The sequence below is a fragment of the Rhizobium sophoriradicis genome, assembly GCF_025200795.1.
Lineage (GTDB): Bacteria > Pseudomonadota > Alphaproteobacteria > Rhizobiales > Rhizobiaceae > Rhizobium > Rhizobium sophoriradicis.
Map to the genome: position 1 here is coordinate 1915004 of NZ_CP104152.1, position 16851 is coordinate 1931854.

Sequence of the window (16851 nt, forward strand, 5' to 3'; positions counted from 1 at the left end):
CCAGATTTCCCTCGGGAGTAAAGAAGAAGACGGTCTACATGATCATCTGAGCGAGGCCGCAGACCGTGTTCCAGTTGCGCATCGTACCGATGCCTATCCGCTTGGTGGTCAGCGCCGAAAGCAGCTTGGACTGGCTCGGCTTGCCGGCGAAATCGATCCAGAGGTCGCCGCCGACGATGGCGATGCGCTGGCCTTCCGTCATCAGCGGCTTCAAAGCCTCGACCTTCTCAGGGTCGACCGGCAGACGCATCACCCGGACGATCACCTGGTCGCCGCTGCCGTCCCTGAACGGATTGGTACTGCAAAGCGCCATCCAGGTGCAGTCGCTGCGCACGATGATATCGACATGTTTGCCGAACTTCTCTTCGAAGCCCTCTTCCAGCGCGACCTCGAGTTCATGCGGCCGCATTTCGTCGGCTTCGAAAACGAGATTGCCGGTTGAAACCAAGGTCCGCGGTTCGCGATAACCCAGCTCTTTGGCAAGCGCGCGCAAATCTTCCATGATCACGCGGCGATCCGGCGTCAGGACGATGCTGTGCAGGAGAGCGATGAAGGTGCTCATGGCCGCCAGGACTCCTCAATTATCCCAGGTGAGAAACCACGGTCACCGAATGGTGACCACACCTCGCCCGTCGTCAATGCCGGAACTCCGCCACGCACGCGTATTCGCTTGATATCGTCATAGCACTCACCCTCTTTTGCGTCCGAGGGAGAGATACCGCCAGGGCGTCCACCAGTGGAAGCCGTCGCCGAGCGCTTCGGGCACCGGGTCGAGGCCGCTGGTGCCGCCCGGGCCGCAGCGGCTGACGCGAAACAGCGTCATCCAGCCGCCGGCCCACAATCCGTGCCGGGCGATCGACTCATAGCCATATTCGGAACAGGTCGGGATATGGCGGCAGGAATTGCCGACGAAGCCGGAAAGCGTCAACTGATAGAGGCGGATCAGCCCCATGCCGAGCAGGCGGTCGGGACTCTTGCGGAACGCGCCGGTATAATTGCGGGAATAACGCGCCGGCCTTCCGCGCGGCTGGCTCGATCCGGCCGCGCCGCCATCGTCCTCATCCTCAGCCTGCCGGACGCAGAACTCGCACATCTCGGTTACGCCTCGATCACTTCCGCCCGTTTCGCCTCGATCTGTCCGATCGCATCGACGACCGCGTCGAAGGTCAGCATCGTCGAGGCATGGCGGGCCTTATAGTCGCGCACGGGCAACAGATAGCGCATGTCCTCGAACCGTCCGGTGGGACCCACCCCGTCTGCCTTCAACATGGCAAGCATATCCTGACGGGCCTGCCGCAATTCACCCGATGTGGCGCCAACGACATGGCGGGCCATGATCGAGGACGATGCCTGGCCGAGTGCGCAGGCTTTCACGTCATGCGAAAAGGAAGTGACGACATCGCCGTCCATCTTCAGCCAGATCCGAACCTTCGAGCCGCAAAGCCTGGAGTGTGCCTGGGCGGTCGCATCGGCGTCCGCCAGCGTGCCGGTCAACGGAATATTGCCGGCGAATTCGAGGATTTTGCTGTTGTAGATGTCGTCCATGCTGGGTTTCCGCTCCAAAATCGCTGCGGATCGGCCTTAATGGCGCTGTTATTGTTATTGAAACAAAAAACACACCGTGTCATCTGAGGATACTTACATAAGGTGGCCGTCTTCCTATATGTATGTCGTTCGAAGGCCATGAAAATGCAATGGCCTCGTGTAAGTTTGATTGGGAAACCGTGCCGGACGGGCGTTGAATTTGCCCCGAAAGCCCCGGAGCCTGCCAAAGGTGCATGAATTCCCGCATGGGACTGACCAGTGGCAATTCCGACAGATGGGTTCGCGGTGCGGACCAGGAGACCATTGATCATGGACGCCATCGTAAAGAACTTTCCGCAGCCGAACCGCGACTCGGACCGCCCCTCCCAGCAGGAGGCGGAGGAAGCCGTGCGCGTTCTGCTGCGCTGGGCCGGTGACGATCCGACGCGCGAAGGCCTCATCGAGACACCCGCCCGTGTCGCCAAGGCCTATCGCGAGCTCTTCGCCGGTTATGACATGGCGGCCGAGGACGTGCTCGGCCGGACCTTCGAAGAGGTCGCAGGTTACGACGACATGGTCCTCGTCAAGGACATTCCCTTCTACTCGCATTGCGAACACCACATGGTGCCGATCATCGGCAAGGCCCATGTCGCCTATATGCCGGATGGACGCGTGCTCGGCCTGTCGAAAATTGCCCGTGTCGTCGAGATCTATGGCCGCCGCCTGCAGACGCAGGAAACGATGACGGCCCAGATTGCCCGCGCCATCGACGATACGCTGCAGCCGCGCGGTGTTGCAGTGATGATCGAGGCCGAACATATGTGCATGGCGATGCGCGGCGTTCAGAAGCAGGGTTCGACGACGTTGACGACCACGTTCACGGGAACGTTCAAGACGGAACCGGCCGATCAGGCCCGTTTCATGAGCATGGTGCGGAGCCGCTGATACCGGCTCCCGCAGGAGGGCCGCGATGAGTCACCTGATCTTCAATCAACCATCCGAGGACAAATCGGCGTTGGAAGACGCCGGCGATTTCACGCCGCGGTTCGACGATCGCGGCCTGATCACCGCGATCGTCACCGACGCCGGCGACGGCGAACTGCTGATGGTCGCGCATATGAACGCCCAGGCGCTGGCGCTGACCATCCAGACGGGAACGGCCCATTATTTCAGCCGCTCGCGCGGCAAGATCTGGAAGAAGGGCGAGACCTCGGGCAACCTTCAGACGGTCAAGGAAATTCGCACCGATTGCGATCAGGACGCCATCTGGCTGAAGGTCGAGGTCGCCGGCCATGACGCCACCTGTCACACCGGCCGCCGCTCCTGCTTCTATCGCACAGTCACGCTTCGGGACGGAAAACCAATGCTCGATATCGTTGACGACGAACGTCATTTCGATCCGCAGGACGTCTACGGAAAATAGGTCGAACTTCCCGCATTTGCCCCTTATTGTGCCAGAAACCGCTTCTATATACCATTTGGCAACTGAACGGGCACACTATGGGACATACGTGTTCTGCTGGGAGGGGAGAGCGCAATGCTGAACTGGAGTCTGCATCGTCAAAGCGCTGAAGGCGAAGATTCCGGTTCCAGCATGTCGACGATACTCGAGACAATCCCTTCCCCTGCGCCAGCCAAGAAAATCAAGATCGCGCTCGCGCTTGGCGGCGGCGCGGCCCGCGGCTGGGCCCATATCGGCGTATTGCGCGCCCTTGACGAAGCCGGGGTCGACATCGGCATGATTGCCGGGACGTCGATCGGCGCCCTGGTCGGCGGCTGCTATCTTGCCGGCAAACTCGACGAACTCGAAACCTTCGCACGCTCGCTGACCATGCGCCGGATCGCAAGCCTGCTCGATCTGACCATCGGCGGCAGCGGCCTGTTCGGCGGCATGCGGCTGACCAAGCGCATGCAGGAGCATCTCGAAGGCCTGAATGTCGAGGATCTGGACCGGCCTTTCGTCGCGGTCGCCGCCGAGGTCAACACCGGCCATGAGGTCTGGATCGCCAACGGTTCGTTGATCACGGCGCTGCGCGCTTCCTATGCCCTGCCCGGCATCTTCGAGCCGGTGCGCAGCAATCACCGCACGCTGGTCGACGGCGCGCTGGTCAATCCCGTTCCCGTCTCCGTTTGCCGCGCCTATGAGCAGCCGCTGGTCGTCGCCGTCAATCTCAATTACGATCTCTATGGCCGCTCGGCCGTCGTCCGGCACAATGCCAGCCTCTCGCCGCAGGAAGTGCAGAAACAGGAAGAGGCGCCCTATGCCCGCCTCGGAATGACCGGCGTCATGGTGCAGGCCTTCAACATCATCCAGGACAGGATTGCCCGCGCCCGCCTTGCCGGCGATCCGCCCGACATTTCGCTGCAGCCGCGCCTCAGTTATATCGGTCTTTCAGAATTCCACCGGGCCGGCGAGGCGATCGAACGCGGCTACGAGGAAGCCAGAGCCAGGCTTCCCGAAATCAAGCGTATGCAGGAAGTCTACGCCACCACTCCGTGAGGCGTCGTCCCGCAACAGGCGGCTGGGGACGACGGCATCGTTTGGACAAATAGGCGAGCTCAGCCGGCAATATAGGCCTTGATATCCTCGGCCTCGCGCACGACTTCGGCAATCCGCGATTTCACCACGTCGCCGATCGAGATGATGCCGGCGAGCTTGCCGTTGCTTTCCACCGGGACGTGGCGGAAGCGGCGGCTGGTCATCAGTTCCATCAGTTCGTTGACGGTCGTCTCCTCATGGCAGCGATAGACCTTTGCTGTCATGACCTGGGCAAGCGGCTGGTCAAGACCCTCCTTGCCGTGCTTGGCAATCGCATGCACGAGATCGCGCTCGGTGAACATGCCCGAAATCCGATTGTCCATGCCGACGACGACGATGGCGCCGATCTTCTTCTTGCTGAGGATGACGGCTGCCTCGGCGACGGTCGTGTTCGACCCGGCGGTAACGACGTCCCTACCCTTCAGGTCGAGGATTGCTTTGACTGAACTGGTCATTCGAACCTCCTATGTCGAAACTGTAACGCTTGTCACAGCTATCCGCGGCGGTTTCTCCCCCCAATCGCGAATGGTTCGATGGTGCACTGCCCCGCTCAGGATTGCAACACATCCTTCTCCGCTTCGGCTGGTTCGATCGGCGGCTGCGGCGCCGCTCGGTCGAACAGCGAAAATAGAAAGAAGCCGAAGACGAAGCCGCCGATATGCGCGTCCCAGGCAATCTCCTGATCGCTGTCGCCGACGAGCGGGATGCCGACCGCGATCAGGGCGTTGCCGACCAGCCAGAGCAGCATGAAAAAGACGACGGTCCGGTTCTTCAGCGCCCCGACGATGGAAAGCCGGGCGTTGAGATGCGCCGCCAGCATCGGACGTCGCTCAGCGGGAAAGGCGAACCGGCAAGCGGCCCCCATCAACCCGGAAATGACGCCGGAAGCGCCGATCAGCAGCGACACGTCTCCCCAGTTGAGCACCGCGTGCAGGGCGGCGGAGGCGGCGGCGGAAAAGAGCCAGAAGAACACGAATCGCAGCGTCCCGATGCGGCGCACGACCGGGGCGCCGAAGGCCATCAGCCAGAAGGCATTGAAGACGATATGCTGAACGCTGCCGTGCAGCAGTGAATAGGTGACCGGCGTCCAGAACAGCTCCAGGCCCTGCTGCGACAGCGGAATCACATAGCGGGCGGGAACGAAGCCAAAGGTGAAGAGCAGCCAGCTGACAGCATCGTCGGACAGCACGAGCGCCTGCACCGCGTAGATGGCGACAAGCAGGCAAAGGCTGAAGAACAGCGCCGGCGGAAGGTTGAAGACTGGCTCGCGCGGAGGACGTGCCGGCGGGACCTCAAAAGGTTCGGGCGCCTTCTGCGGCTCGCCCGTCTGCTCATTCATCTGTGTTCGCCTCGTTGTGGCCCCAGCCATACAGGAGCGATGGCCAAAAAAAAAGCCGCCCGGAATGTCGGGCGGCGTACCGGGAACCCTGAGGAAAGATCTCGGCCCGGGCAGGTTGTGCAGAACTTCGAAAGTCGAAGTGATGACGCGACAGTGTCACGACAGCCGTCACGCCTCAACCGAAACCCTTTCTTAACCTTAATGGCCGGGATCTGGCATGAAATCCGCAAGGTAGAAGTTGTCCGGGCAATGAGTGCCCGAAAATGATCCGGAATGGGACAGGTTGGTGTGAAATGCGTGTGCAAACGACCATCGAAATTTTTGACTATTGGAACCGTATCCGCGGCGCTGCCGATGCGCCGCTGAAATCCCAGGTCGAGCCGTCCGCCGTACCCCATCTACTGCAAAGCCTCTTCATTCTTGAGGGGCGCGAGGACGGAGACATCGTTTTCCGGCTCGCCGGCACCCGCATCTGCGACCTCTTTGGACGGGACCTGCGCGGCGAACGGTTCTCCTCGCTCTGGGCGCATGGCCAGCACGGGGATATTGAACGCACCGCGATCGGCGTCATGGACCACGCCATACCGGCCCTGTTCAATGCCACCGGCTACAGCACCGTCGGCCACCAGGCCGCCTTCGAGATCATCATGATGCCGCTGCGCTCGTCGCACGCCGCTTGCGACCGGGTGCTCGGCGCGATCGCGCCGGTGGCGGCTGCAAGCTGGCTGGAGATCGTGCCGCTCGAATTGCTGGCGCTCGACCGCAGCCGTCTGCTGCCGGAAAAATTCAGCAAGGTCGCGCCGGCCGAACTGCGCCCGATCAACGAGATCGTCGCGGGAAAAGGCATCGGGTTCGGCCAGGCCATGCGCCGCGTGGTATCGCAGCTGCTCAGTGCCGAGGCGCGCTGAGCGTCTCGTTTCAGGACAGCGGCCATACTCGTTTTTGGCTATGTCGGCAGGGGCCGAGACAACCTTCTGTTAATGGATTGGCGGTAAGGATTGGTCTCTGCGATTTTCATGAAGAAGCCTTTTGATGCACTCGTTCCAGCCAGCTCAGACGCAACGACCTGCGCCGCGCCCTGAACAAGGCGTTTTCCAGCGCGTGCCGATCAATATGCAGGGCCGGCTGATGCTTGCAAATTACGAGGAGTTTGAATGCATGGTGATCGACATGTCGCCCGGCGACATGTACGTCACCTGCTCCGGCCGGCCGCGCGCCAACGAACGCGTCGTCGCCTATATCGACCATCTCGGGCGCGTGGAAGGTTATGTCCAGACGCTCGACGGCCGCGGCTTCACCATGTCGATCAATGCCACCGAGCGCAAACGTGAGAAGCTCGCCGCCCAACTCACCTGGCTTGCCAACAAACACGAGCTCGGCCTGCCGGAAGATCGCCGCCACGACCGTCTGACGCCGCGCGACGTCAAGACCGAACTGACGCTCGATGACGGCACACGCTATGCCTGCCGTATCATGGACCTTTCGCTCTCCGGCGCCGCCGTCGACGTCGAGATGCGTCCTTCCATCGGGACGGCCGTGCGTCTCGGCAATATGCGCGGCCGCGTCGTTCGCCATTTCGTCGAAGGTGTGGCGATCGAATTCCTGTCGATCCAGTCCCGCGAGACGCTGCGGGAATTCCTCTGACAATTGCTGGGAAGGCGCGCTGCCCTGTCGGGATTTCCGGGGCGGCCGAAATTCCCAAAAGACTTCCGCCGAAGCTGCTGCCAACGCCGGCGCGCACCTGCTCAGGTCGCGTCGAGAACGCCCGGATTTCACCGCAACGGATCTGCAAGCGGCAACAGATCTGGCTTTCGAAGGCAAGCCGAAATCCTGTCGCAAGTTGTTCCAACCATTAGATACGTACTCTTATGAGCGGAATAACCTGCGACACCGATCAGGCGGGAGCGGGCCTTCTCAACGGTGCCTTGCTGGAGGACGGCGTACTGAGGAATGCCGCACGGCTTGTCGGCATTCCAGGCATCCTGTTGCAGGGACGGTTCGACATCGAGGCACCGCTTGTCACGGCCTGCGAACTGGCGCGCTGGCCAGAAAGTGAGCTCAGGATTCTCCCGCAGGCTCCCCCTTCGACCGCAAATCCCGACATGAGCGCCGCAATCGTCGCCGCCACCGACCATTTTCGCGATTTCCCTCAAAAATAATTTTTCCGTCTGAGCCGGTCGGCGCGGTATTTTCCCGGTGATCGGCGCGACGATACGCGCCATTCCGGCTCTCTTTGTCCGAAGACCGCGCGTCGCCGGTAAGGTCGCTTTCCGCAGAAGTTTACTCGGCTCAAGGAAAACCATTAATGGTCGGACCGCAGCACAGCCTTTTCTCGCGCGAAAGCCTTGCCACGTAAATTACAATTTTAACCGAATTCGAGACAAATGCGCCTCGAATTTTATGCGCATTCGACTTTGTTTTTAGCCAAGTTTTATCGGCATTTGATTCAACTAAGTCTTTAATTCTATTACGCAATTTTGCGCGAGATAAAAACGTCTGTGTCATTGTCGCCTCAACTTAGGGGAGATGGCAATGACGACTGCGAATATCCTGAAAGGCGGCTTTTTGGCCGGTGCGATCATGATGGCCATGGCGGGTTCGGGACAGGCAACCCCAGCAAGCATGGCACTGGCAGGCAATGCTAGCCCGCCGATCGGACACTATGAATTCTGCAAGGCCAATCCAACGGAATGCGCCTATGCCGGCGGCGACGCCGGACCGGCCATTCTCACCGAGGAGCGCTGGAAGGAAATTCTCAAGGTCAACTACACCGTCAATTCGTCGGTCCAGCCGGAAACGGATGAACAGATCTATGGCGTCGAAGAGCGCTGGGCCTATCCGACCAGCGTCGGTGACTGCGAGGACTATGTCCTGCTGAAGCGCAAGATGCTGATCGAGGACGGCTTTTCGCCATCCGACACGCTGATTACGGTCGTGCTGCAGCCGAACGGCGAAGGCCATGCGGTGCTGACGGTCCGTACCGACCACGGCGACTTCATTCTCGACAACATGCGCAATAAGGTGCTGCTGTGGTCGGACACTGAATACACCTATCTCAAGCGCCAATCCGCTAATGATCCGGGCCGCTGGTCGAAGCTTCAGGACGGCCGCGCCGTCGCGGTCGGTAGCGTCAAGTAAGCCAGGCCGCCGGCCAAGCCGGCACAGGTTTCGGCCCGGTCACGTCCCCGCATCCCGTCCCCGACCGGTGCCCAAGAGCCGTTCCCGCTGTCCCGGGAACGGCTCGCCTCATTTTAGGCAGAGGCGATGGCTTCCGGCCCCGAAATCTTAGCAAAGTATTAACCCTGCCGGTCCGATGATGCCGATCAGATTCATCATCGGCACCGGCGGCTCATGTTCTTCCTGCGGCGGACCGAAAGGCAACGAGCCGCCATGAGCCATACCGCGCAAAGCGCCCCCAATGAGCAGCCGCTGCTTTCCATGGGGTTTCTCCTCCGCACGACGGCGGTGATCGCCGTCCTGGCGGTCCTGACGGTCGCCATCAGCATCGGCGGCCGTTGGTTCGGCCGGCACATCTCCCTTGCCGGCAACACCGACAGCACAGCTGAAATCACGCTGACCATCGGCCGCGACACCGTGAAGCTTCCCGAAAATACCATCCGCTTTCCGAGCCAGCGGCATGACGGAGCAACCGAGCGCGTCGATCTCTACCTCGCCTGGCCTGATATGCGGGGTTACGGCAAGGACAACCATCTTCGATTCGACGACGTCGCCCAATCCTCCGGGCTGATCTTCCTGCAGATCGCACAGAGCACCATGTCGCGCGATATGTCCGGCCGGCTGGAGCCGATCTATTCGCATCTGATCGAAGGCCCGGCCGAGCCTTTTCGCGACGGATTGACGCTCCACCGTCTCCGCGCCGACGCCGGTTATGGCGACGAAGTGCTGCTGACGGCACCCGTCGAGGGCGGACCGGACTATGTCGTGCGCTGCATATTGCCTTCAGCCCCGGGCAAGGCGGCAAGCGGAGATTGCCAGCGAGATATCAAGGTCGGCAAGGATCTCAGCGTCCTCTACCGCTTCTCCAGCAGCCATCTCGCCGATTGGGGACATATTGATGCCGCGATCCGCACCTTTGTAGAGGCCCGTCTTGTGAACCGTTCTGCGACAGGTCCCTAAAATGCTTCCGGACGGCGAGTGAAACGATTCATCATAAACGGATTGGTAACGCTGAATCGGTAATTTCAAAAGACGAGCTGTGCGGCGGGGGGTGTGCGGTTCCTGCCCAATATCTGAAATGCAAGCGAAGAGTGGAATAGTGTCAAGGTCAGTCTCCTCCGTATCATCATTCCGGTCCGGCAGCTTTTTCGCAAAGCTCCTGGCGATCCTTTCGGTGGCTTTCACGGTCGTCCTGGTCGATTCGGTCAATGCCGAAGCGGAAGCGGCCAACTCGAAATATGCCGGCATCGTCGTCGATGCCAAGACCGGCAATGTCCTCTACAGCGAGAACGCCGATCGGCTGCAATATCCCGCTTCGCTGACCAAGATGATGACTCTCTATCTGGTCTTTGAAGCATTGGAGCAGGGTCGCATCCGCCTCGATACGCCGGTTCCCTTTTCTGCTCATGCTGCAGCCCAGGCGCCGACGAAGCTCGGCGTGCGCGCCGGCGGCACTATTACCGTCGAGCAGGGTATTCTCGGTCTCGTCACCCTGTCTGCCAATGATGCCTCAACTGCCCTTGGAGAAATGCTTGCCGGCAGCGAGGATCGCTTCGCCCAGCTGATGACTGCCAAGGCACACGCCCTCGGCATGACGCGCACCACTTATCGCAACGCCAACGGTCTGCCGAACACGGCGCAGATGACGACGGCGCGCGACCAGGCTCGCCTCGGTATCGCCCTGCGCCAGCATTTCCCGCAATATTACGGCTATTTCTCCACCCGCGCCTTCAAGTTCGGCAGCCGCACGATCCGCAGCCATAACCGCCTGGTCGGCTCGGTGCGCGGTGTCGACGGAATCAAAACCGGTTACACGCGGGCTGCCGGCTTCAATCTTGTGAGTTCTGTCCAAGTTGACGGCAAGTCGATCGTCAGCGTGGTGCTTGGCGGTACTTCCGGCGCGGCTCGCGACGCCCAGATGCGCAATCTGATCGCTACTTATCTGCCCAAGGCGTCGAGCCGCGGCGGAAACTCGGCGCTGGTGGCTCAAGCAGCCCCTGCCCCGGCGATTATCCAAACGCCCGCTCCGGTTCAGCCGCAGAAGGCCCGGCAGCAGCTTGCCCCGCAGCCGGTCGTTCAGCAGGTCGCCCAGCAGCAGGTCGCAAAGACGATCACCGCAGCGCAGCCGCCAATTTCCGCCGCTGCCGCCGACCTCGGCCTGCCGCGTAAGGGACCGCTGCCGGACGCCCGCTATCAGGTGGCCGAGACCGAGGTCGCCTATACCGAAACATCCGCGACGAAGTCCGACAACCCGTTGGTCGCCCAGGCCATGCCGGCACCGACCAAGGTCAAGACCACGAGCTTCAAGCAGCAGGCTCCGGCCACTGCACCTGCCGAACCCGCAGACGCCGCCGTCGATCACGTCACGACTGCTTCGACCAGCGCCGCCCCGGCAAGCGCCGCGCCTGCGGGCTGGGTCGTACAGGTCGGCGTCTCGCCGAGCCGGCAAATGGCCATGGACCTACTGGAGGGTGCCAAGAGCAAGGGCGGCAAGGCGTTGGCCTCGGCAAAACCCTTCGCCGTCGCCTACGGTACGGGCAATGACCAGGTCTACCGCGCCCGCTTCGGCGGCTTCGACGATCAGCGCGATGCGGTCAACGCCTGCAAGGCCTTGAAGAAGGCCGGCATCAAGTGCTGGGCGGCTGCACAATGAGATATTCGATGCTGCCTGCAACATGGCCGGCGGCATTGGTAACGGCCGGAATCGGTGTTTGCGTTTCCGGCCACCATTCTTGAACTCGATCAGTAGTGCGTACGGGGAAAACAATGGCGATCAATGAAAATGTTCCGGGAATGCCAGGCGACCGCCGCATCGGGGCCAAGGGGCGCTCAGCCCTGCATCCGCTGCACGAAGCGGCGCTGCGGCTCGCCGAGATGGGCCTGCAGCGGCCGAGAGCGAAATCTGCCAAGACCCGCGATCTCATCAACCTGCTGCTTTGCCACGGCGCTCGCGCCTGGCGCTATTCCCAGCCGGAAGCCCGGATCCATCTGCATGTGACCTCGCCCGACGGCAGCGCCCCCGTGCAACTGCGTCTGCGCTGAAATGCGGTCGCCCGCCCCCGGTGTTTCGGGCGGAAAGATTAGAGCAGGCCAAGCTCGGTAAGCTCGCGTCGAAGGTCGGCCGGCATTTCGGCGATGCCGGCGCCCAGGCTCGTCAGATCGACCGGCACGTCATCCTGAGTACAGTAGCGCCAGCCCTGGAACGGCCGCTTCGGCTGTACCGCGGTTTCGATGACTTCGGGACCGAGCATCAGGCGGCAGCGTGAGATCCCTTCGTCGTCGGTGAAGGTCTTTATGTCGAGCAGCCGCTGTCTCGCCTGCACCTGCCCCTTGATCACCCAGTAGAGCGAGCCGCCGTCAAGCAGCTCCTCCATGCGTTTGGGCACCATGCGGGTCGTATGAACGGAATGCGGCTCGAGCCCGGCGGCAATGGCGCGCAGCGAACGCTCCGCCACCCATTCGCGCAGATCGTCGATCGAGTCGGCGCCGACGCAGAGTTTGATGAGATGCAATGCCATGCCGCCGTTGAAATCCTTTTGGCGGCGAGCGTCAAGCGCCTACGGCATGCCGCACGAAACTGTGCAGCAGTTTTGCGCCTGCCTGAAATGTTTAAACCGTGCTAACGCGGTCGTAAACTCAGCATTCGACGACATTGACGGCGAGGCCGCCGGTCGAGGTTTCCTTATATTTCTCGCTCATGTCGTGGCCGGTCTGGCGCATCGTCTCGATGCAGGCGTCCAGCGGCACGAAGTGCTGGCCGTCGCCCTTGACGGCGAGCGATGCCGCCGTGACGGCCTTGACCGCCCCGAGCGCGTTGCGCTCGATGCAGGGAACCTGCACGAGGCCCGCAACCGGATCGCAGGTCATGCCGAGATGATGTTCGAGCGCGATCTCGGCGGCGTTCTCGATCTGCTCGGGCGTGCCGCCCATCACGGCCGCAAGGCCGGCAGCCGCCATCGCCGCGGCCGAGCCGACCTCGCCCTGACAGCCGACCTCGGCGCCCGAGATCGAGGCGTTATGCTTGATGATGCCGCCGATGGCGGCAGCCGTCAGCAGATAATCGCGAATACCATTCTGGTCCCAGTCTTCATGGAAATGCTCGTAATAGCGGATCGTCGCCGGAATGACGCCGGCTGCCCCGTTGGTCGGTGCGGTGACGACGCGGCCGCCAGCCGCATTTTCCTCGTTGACGGCCATCGCATAGACGCTCAGCCAATCGTTGGCGAGCAGCGGATTGACGCGATTGCTGCGCCACTCCTCCTGCAGCTTGTCGTGGATCCTGCGGGCGCGGCGCTTGACGTTGAGGCCGCCCGGCATGACGCCCTCGACCTTAAGGCCGCGCTCGATGCAAGAGCGCATTGCCTCCCAGATTCTGTCGAGCCCCTGATCGAGCTCCTCTCGGCTGCGCTGGCTCTCCTCGTTCGCCCGCTTCATCTGTGCGATCGAAAGCCCCGAGCGCTCCGCCATTTCGAGCATCTGCTTCGCTGTGGAGAAGGGATAGGGCACGCGTGTGCCGCCGGCGGCGTTCTTCTTCGCCCGCATCTGTTCCAGCTCGGTGTCCGTGACGACGAAGCCGCCGCCGACCGAATAATAGATGCGTTTCAGGAGCAGCCGGCCATCCCTGTCAAAGGCTGAGAAAATCATGCCGTTGGCATGGCCGGGCAACGGCTGTTTCTTGTCGAAAACCAGGTCGGTTTTCGGCTGGAATTGGTAGGCGGGATGGCCCGCCGGCGTGATCCGGCCGGTGCGCTCCACCGTATCGATGATGCCGTCCATCTTGTCGGGGTCGACACTGTCTGGCGCCTCGCCCATCAGGCCGAGAATAACTGCCCTACCCGTTCCATGGCCGATACCGGTATGAGCAAGCGAGCCATGCAAGCTGACCTTGATCGCGGCGACCTGCGCACCCGACGACGGGCGCGGCCATTCGTCCGACAGGATCAGGTCGAGAAAGCGGTTGGCGGCCGACATCGGACCCATCGTGTGCGAACTCGACGGCCCGACACCGATCTTGAAGACATCGAATACCGAAAGAAACATGGATGCGCCTTCTGAACACGAGGATGCAAGCTTAAACGACGCCGGTTTCGGATCCACGCGGCGAACCGACATCGCATGGAACCGGTGCGACATTCAGCCAGCATACCAGAACGACACACACCAGACTCAGCCCAAGCAGCGATGCGGAGTTTATTCGCCGATCGTGACGGACAGTACACCCGGAGGAGCCCGAGCCGAGACAAAAACTCTTCTCACTGATTGAACAGCCATGCAAGATCATGGTGCTGGTCAGGCGACGTTTCTACCTCCAGATGCCCCATTCTCGGCGACAAGTGATGTCCGATGCCGCCAAACAGGCCGAACTCCTGTTCGCTTGCATCGCTCGACGCGTCAGTCCATCGAAGACCAATCCGACTGAACTTTGCCATTGTGCTCACCAAGCCTCGGCGATTTGTGATGCGAGGTCAGCGCCGTCCCCGAGAAGATGATCGGCGTCCGGATGCCAGGTATCCCTTCATTCTCCACCGCCATCTTCCGATGCGCGACCTGCGGATCCGCGAATACGTCTTCCACGGTATTGATCGGTCCGGCGGGAACGCCCACACGCGCAAGGTCGGCTAATAAATCGGTCCGTTTGAAAAGCACCGTCTGCGCTTCCATCACGGATGTCAGCTCCTCTCGATGACGCACTCTGTCCGCGTTCGTCTTGAAACGGACATCGGAGGCCACAGCGGACAGCCGGAGGATATCGCATATCCGCGTAAACTGAGCGTCATTGCCGCAGGCGATAATGATATTGCCATCAGATACCGGAAAAACTTGGTACGGGGCGATATTGGGATGCGCATTGCCAAGCCTCGTCGGCGCCTTTCCGGAGGCCAGGAAGTTCATCGCCTGGTTGGCCAGCACGCCTACGGCGCTGTCAAGGAGCGCCATATCTATGTGCTGCCCCTCGCCTGTGCTGTTTCGCAGCAACAGAGCGGCTTGGATCGCGATGACCGAATAGAGCCCCGTGAAGATGTCGGCAAACGCCACGCCGATTTTCTGCGGCTCCCGACCTGGTTCACCCGTCAAATCCATAATGCCGGCCATGCCCTGGACGATGAAGTCGTATCCTGCCCGCCCGGCATAGGGGCCGGTTTGGCCAAAGCCGGTAATCGAGCAGTAGATCAGCTTCGGATTGATCGCCTTCAGGCTCTCGTAATCAAGGCCGAACTTCTTCAGCCCGCCCACCTTGAAGTTCTCGATAACGACGTCCGCGTGGGCGATCAACGCGCGGACCCTTTCCACGTCTTCCGCCGAGTTGAAATCCGCCGTGATGCTGAGCTTTCCGCGATTGCAGCTATGGAAGTAGGCTGCAGCGACGTCATCGCCATCCTGAATGAAGGGAGGTCCCCAGCGGCGCGTATCGTCGCCCTCCGGGCTTTCCACCTTGATGACCGTCGCTCCCAGGTCGGCAAGGGTTTGTCCAGCCCACGGACCAGCCAGGATACGTGCCAACTCCACGACCCGCACGCCTTCAAGTGGAAACTGCATCGATAACTCCCTGATCTATTCCCAAGTTCGCTGATCGTCGTTTGGCTACATATTCGGATAGACCGGCCCCTCGCCGCCCTGCGGCGGCACCCAGTTGATGTTCTGGTTGGGGTCCTTGATGTCGCAGGTCTTGCAGTGCACGCAGTTCTGGGCGTTGATGACGAAGCTCTTGTCGCCATCCTTCTCCACCCATTCATAGACGCCGGCCGGACAGTAGCGGGTCGACGGGCCGGCATAGATGCCGAGCTCGGAGCTTTTCTGCAGGCCCATGTCCTTGACCTGCAGATGCACCGGCTGGTCCTCCTCGTGATTGGTGTTCGACAGGAACACCGAGGACAGACGGTCGAAGGTCAGGACGCCATCCGGTTTCGGATAGGCGATCGGCTTGTGCTGCGAGGCCGGCTCCAGCGAGGCCGCATCGGTCTTGCCGTGACCAAGCGTGCCGAAGAAGGAGAAGCCGAACAGCGTGTTGGTCCACATGTCGAGACCGCCGAGCGCCACGCCAAGCGCGGTGCCGAACTTCGACCACAGCGGCTTGACGTTGCGCACCCGCTTCAGATCGCGGCCGATGTCACCCTTGCGCCAGTCGGTCTCGATCTCGACGACCTCGTCATGGCTGCGGCCTGATACAATCGCCGCCGCCAGCTTCTCGGCCGCCAGCATGCCCGACAGCACCGCATTGTGGCTGCCCTTGATGCGCGGCACGTTGACCAGACCGGCGGAACAGCCGATCAGCGCCCCGCCGGGGAAGGTGAGCTTCGGCACCGACTGATAGCCGCCCTCGGTGATGGCACGCGCCCCATAGGAGAGCCGCTTGCCGCCCTCGAAGGTGGAACGGATCGCCGGATGCGTCTTGAAGCGCTGGAACTCCTCGAAGGGATAGAGATAGGGGTTCTTGTAGTTCAGATGGACGACGAAGCCGACCGCCACCAGATTGTCTTCGAGGTGATAGAGGAAGGAGCCGCCGCCGGTCTTCATGCCGAGCGGCCAGCCGAAGGAATGCTGCACCAGGCCCTGTTTGTGGTTCTCCGGCTTGACCTGCCAGAGTTCCTTGATGCCGATGCCGAATTTCTGCGGCTCGCGATCCTTGGAGAGATCGAACTTGGCGATCAGCTGCTTGGCGAGCGAGCCGCGCACGCCTTCGCCGATCAGCGTGTATTTGCCGCGCAGCTCCATGCCGCGGGTATAGTTCGGGCCGGGCTCGCCGGTCTTCTCGATGCCCATGTCGCCGGTGGCGACGCCGATCACGGCCCCCTTGTCGTCATAGAGCACTTCGGCGGCGGCAAAGCCCGGATAGATCTCGACGCCGAGTTCCTCCGCCTTGCCAGCCAGCCAGCGACAGACATTGCCGAGCGAGACGATGTAATTGCCGTGATTGTTCATCAAGGGCGGCATCATGACATTCGGCAGGCGGATCGAGCCGGCGGGCCCAAGCAACAGAAACTGGTCATCGGTCACTTCGGTCTTGAAGGGATGATCGGCATCCTCGCGCCAGCCGGGCAGCAGCCGGTCGATGCCGATCGGATCGACGACGGCGCCGGAGAGAATATGGGCGCCGACTTCCGAGCCCTTCTCCAGCACGACGACCGACAGTTCCGGATTGACCTGCTTCAGCCGGATCGCCGCGGAAAGACCGGCAGGACCCGCGCCGACGATCACCACGTCGAATTCCATGCTCTCGCGTTCGTCTGCGTATTCTTCCGTCATGATGGTTGCCTGCTAAATCTCGATGTTG

General features: G+C 61.5%; 18 protein-coding genes and 1 pseudogene. 10 read left to right on the top strand and 9 right to left on the bottom strand.

The annotated features are described in order from the left end of the window. Window positions 1-34: 34 nt before the first annotated feature. The 3 genes from N2597_RS09640 to N2597_RS09650 all read right to left on the bottom strand — a co-directional run bounded on the left by N2597_RS09640 (window position 35) and on the right by N2597_RS09650 (window position 1545). Window positions 35-562, bottom strand: a complete 528-nt coding sequence (locus N2597_RS09640) for a DUF1697 domain-containing protein (RefSeq protein WP_010020106.1) — start codon at window positions 560-562, stop codon at window positions 35-37. 126 nt (window positions 563-688) lie between these two features. Continuing rightward, window positions 689-1093, bottom strand: a complete 405-nt coding sequence (gene yidD, locus N2597_RS09645) for a membrane protein insertion efficiency factor YidD (RefSeq protein WP_086156228.1) — start codon at window positions 1091-1093, stop codon at window positions 689-691. A gap of 5 nt (window positions 1094-1098) precedes the next feature. After that, window positions 1099-1545, bottom strand: a complete 447-nt coding sequence (locus N2597_RS09650) for an iron-sulfur cluster assembly scaffold protein (RefSeq protein ID WP_183597732.1) — start codon at window positions 1543-1545, stop codon at window positions 1099-1101. 309 nt (window positions 1546-1854) lie between these two features. Between N2597_RS09650 and folE the strand changes: the two genes are divergently transcribed. From folE to N2597_RS09665, 3 genes are all read left to right on the top strand, one after another. Further along, window positions 1855-2469 carry a GTP cyclohydrolase I FolE gene (gene folE, locus N2597_RS09655; protein ID WP_009986788.1) on the top strand — a complete coding sequence of 205 codons (615 nt, stop codon included), beginning with the start codon at window positions 1855-1857 and terminating at the stop codon, window positions 2467-2469. A 25-nt stretch (window positions 2470-2494) separates the two neighbouring features. Continuing rightward, window positions 2495-2947 (top strand): phosphoribosyl-AMP cyclohydrolase, encoded by a 453-nt coding sequence (hisI, locus tag N2597_RS09660; protein ID WP_077993581.1) that lies wholly within the window; start codon window positions 2495-2497, stop codon window positions 2945-2947. 114 nt (window positions 2948-3061) lie between these two features. Further along, window positions 3062-4024 carry a patatin-like phospholipase family protein gene (locus N2597_RS09665; protein WP_183597730.1) on the top strand — a complete coding sequence of 321 codons (963 nt, stop codon included), beginning with the start codon at window positions 3062-3064 and terminating at the stop codon, window positions 4022-4024. A 59-nt stretch (window positions 4025-4083) separates the two neighbouring features. On the opposite strand, the gene N2597_RS09670 is transcribed toward N2597_RS09665, so the two are convergent. Together N2597_RS09670 and N2597_RS09675 are read right to left on the bottom strand one after the other, a co-directional pair. Then, entirely contained in the window at window positions 4084-4518 is a 435-nt protein-coding gene (locus tag N2597_RS09670; RefSeq protein ID WP_009983498.1) for a CBS domain-containing protein, read from the bottom strand. A gap of 95 nt (window positions 4519-4613) precedes the next feature. Continuing rightward, on the bottom strand, window positions 4614-5402 hold the full coding sequence (locus tag N2597_RS09675) for a rhomboid family intramembrane serine protease (protein ID WP_039619832.1): 789 nt from the start codon (window positions 5400-5402) through the stop codon (window positions 4614-4616). A 263-nt stretch (window positions 5403-5665) separates the two neighbouring features. Here N2597_RS09675 and N2597_RS09680 point away from each other — a divergent pair, with 263 nt between their 5' ends. The 7 genes and pseudogenes from N2597_RS09680 (at window position 5666) to N2597_RS09710 (ending at window position 11621) form a co-directional block, all read left to right on the top strand. Continuing rightward, window positions 5666-6310: a PAS domain-containing protein gene (locus tag N2597_RS09680; protein ID WP_183597728.1), complete on the top strand. Its 645-nt coding sequence runs from the start codon at window positions 5666-5668 to the stop codon at window positions 6308-6310. A 124-nt stretch (window positions 6311-6434) separates the two neighbouring features. Next, entirely contained in the window at window positions 6435-7046 is a 612-nt protein-coding gene (locus N2597_RS09685) for a PilZ domain-containing protein (RefSeq protein WP_038689051.1), read from the top strand. A gap of 272 nt (window positions 7047-7318) precedes the next feature. Then, window positions 7319-7561, top strand: a pseudogene (locus N2597_RS09690) (prolyl aminopeptidase); the annotation flags it as partial. Window positions 7562-7934: 373 nt separating this feature from the next. Beyond that, window positions 7935-8540 (top strand): transglutaminase-like cysteine peptidase, encoded by a 606-nt coding sequence (locus tag N2597_RS09695; protein WP_096764593.1) that lies wholly within the window; start codon window positions 7935-7937, stop codon window positions 8538-8540. A gap of 213 nt (window positions 8541-8753) precedes the next feature. Continuing rightward, the gene (locus N2597_RS09700) at window positions 8754-9539 is read left to right on the top strand and encodes a hypothetical protein (protein ID WP_096772176.1); all 786 of its coding nucleotides are present in this window, start codon (window positions 8754-8756) and stop codon (window positions 9537-9539) included. Window positions 9540-9657: 118 nt separating this feature from the next. Further along, window positions 9658-11232: a D-alanyl-D-alanine carboxypeptidase gene (locus N2597_RS09705; RefSeq protein WP_077993572.1), complete on the top strand. Its 1575-nt coding sequence runs from the start codon at window positions 9658-9660 to the stop codon at window positions 11230-11232. Between the two features lie 113 nt (window positions 11233-11345). After that, window positions 11346-11621: a hypothetical protein gene (locus N2597_RS09710; protein ID WP_009994808.1), complete on the top strand. Its 276-nt coding sequence runs from the start codon at window positions 11346-11348 to the stop codon at window positions 11619-11621. A gap of 38 nt (window positions 11622-11659) precedes the next feature. Here N2597_RS09710 and N2597_RS09715 read toward each other — a convergent pair whose 3' ends face one another. The 4 genes from N2597_RS09715 to N2597_RS09730 form a co-directional block, all read right to left on the bottom strand. Next, on the bottom strand, window positions 11660-12097 hold the full coding sequence (locus N2597_RS09715) for a DUF1489 family protein (RefSeq protein WP_183597724.1): 438 nt from the start codon (window positions 12095-12097) through the stop codon (window positions 11660-11662). Between the two features lie 118 nt (window positions 12098-12215). Beyond that, a complete protein-coding gene (locus tag N2597_RS09720; RefSeq protein ID WP_077993559.1) occupies window positions 12216-13619 on the bottom strand; it encodes an L-serine ammonia-lyase in 1404 nt (467 codons plus the stop codon). Between the two features lie 351 nt (window positions 13620-13970). Continuing rightward, window positions 13971-15116 (bottom strand): CaiB/BaiF CoA transferase family protein, encoded by a 1146-nt coding sequence (locus tag N2597_RS09725; RefSeq protein ID WP_096764590.1) that lies wholly within the window; start codon window positions 15114-15116, stop codon window positions 13971-13973. Window positions 15117-15161: 45 nt separating this feature from the next. After that, window positions 15162-16823 (bottom strand): electron transfer flavoprotein-ubiquinone oxidoreductase, encoded by a 1662-nt coding sequence (locus tag N2597_RS09730; protein ID WP_183597722.1) that lies wholly within the window; start codon window positions 16821-16823, stop codon window positions 15162-15164. Window positions 16824-16851: the final 28 nt, after the last annotated feature.

What these genes read in the sequence shown, in the direction of transcription:
- N2597_RS09640 (WP_010020106.1), bottom strand. Translation starts at nt 562, where the DNA reads ATGAGCACCTTCATCGCTCTCCTGCACAGCATCGTCCTGACGCCGGAT.
- yidD (WP_086156228.1), bottom strand. Translation starts at nt 1,093, where the DNA reads ATGTGCGAGTTCTGCGTCCGGCAGGCTGAGGATGAGGACGATGGCGGC.
- N2597_RS09650 (WP_183597732.1), bottom strand. Translation starts at nt 1,545, where the DNA reads ATGGACGACATCTACAACAGCAAAATCCTCGAATTCGCCGGCAATATT.
- folE (WP_009986788.1), top strand. Translation starts at nt 1,855, where the DNA reads ATGGACGCCATCGTAAAGAACTTTCCGCAGCCGAACCGCGACTCGGAC.
- hisI (WP_077993581.1), top strand. Translation starts at nt 2,495, where the DNA reads ATGAGTCACCTGATCTTCAATCAACCATCCGAGGACAAATCGGCGTTG.
- N2597_RS09665 (WP_183597730.1), top strand. Translation starts at nt 3,062, where the DNA reads ATGCTGAACTGGAGTCTGCATCGTCAAAGCGCTGAAGGCGAAGATTCC.
- N2597_RS09670 (WP_009983498.1), bottom strand. Translation starts at nt 4,518, where the DNA reads ATGACCAGTTCAGTCAAAGCAATCCTCGACCTGAAGGGTAGGGACGTC.
- N2597_RS09675 (WP_039619832.1), bottom strand. Translation starts at nt 5,402, where the DNA reads ATGAATGAGCAGACGGGCGAGCCGCAGAAGGCGCCCGAACCTTTTGAG.
- N2597_RS09680 (WP_183597728.1), top strand. Translation starts at nt 5,666, where the DNA reads ATGATCCGGAATGGGACAGGTTGGTGTGAAATGCGTGTGCAAACGACC.
- N2597_RS09685 (WP_038689051.1), top strand. Translation starts at nt 6,435, where the DNA reads ATGCACTCGTTCCAGCCAGCTCAGACGCAACGACCTGCGCCGCGCCCT.
- N2597_RS09695 (WP_096764593.1), top strand. Translation starts at nt 7,935, where the DNA reads ATGACGACTGCGAATATCCTGAAAGGCGGCTTTTTGGCCGGTGCGATC.
- N2597_RS09700 (WP_096772176.1), top strand. Translation starts at nt 8,754, where the DNA reads ATGTTCTTCCTGCGGCGGACCGAAAGGCAACGAGCCGCCATGAGCCAT.
- N2597_RS09705 (WP_077993572.1), top strand. Translation starts at nt 9,658, where the DNA reads ATGCAAGCGAAGAGTGGAATAGTGTCAAGGTCAGTCTCCTCCGTATCA.
- N2597_RS09710 (WP_009994808.1), top strand. Translation starts at nt 11,346, where the DNA reads ATGGCGATCAATGAAAATGTTCCGGGAATGCCAGGCGACCGCCGCATC.
- N2597_RS09715 (WP_183597724.1), bottom strand. Translation starts at nt 12,097, where the DNA reads ATGGCATTGCATCTCATCAAACTCTGCGTCGGCGCCGACTCGATCGAC.
- N2597_RS09720 (WP_077993559.1), bottom strand. Translation starts at nt 13,619, where the DNA reads ATGTTTCTTTCGGTATTCGATGTCTTCAAGATCGGTGTCGGGCCGTCG.
- N2597_RS09725 (WP_096764590.1), bottom strand. Translation starts at nt 15,116, where the DNA reads ATGCAGTTTCCACTTGAAGGCGTGCGGGTCGTGGAGTTGGCACGTATC.
- N2597_RS09730 (WP_183597722.1), bottom strand. Translation starts at nt 16,823, where the DNA reads ATGACGGAAGAATACGCAGACGAACGCGAGAGCATGGAATTCGACGTG.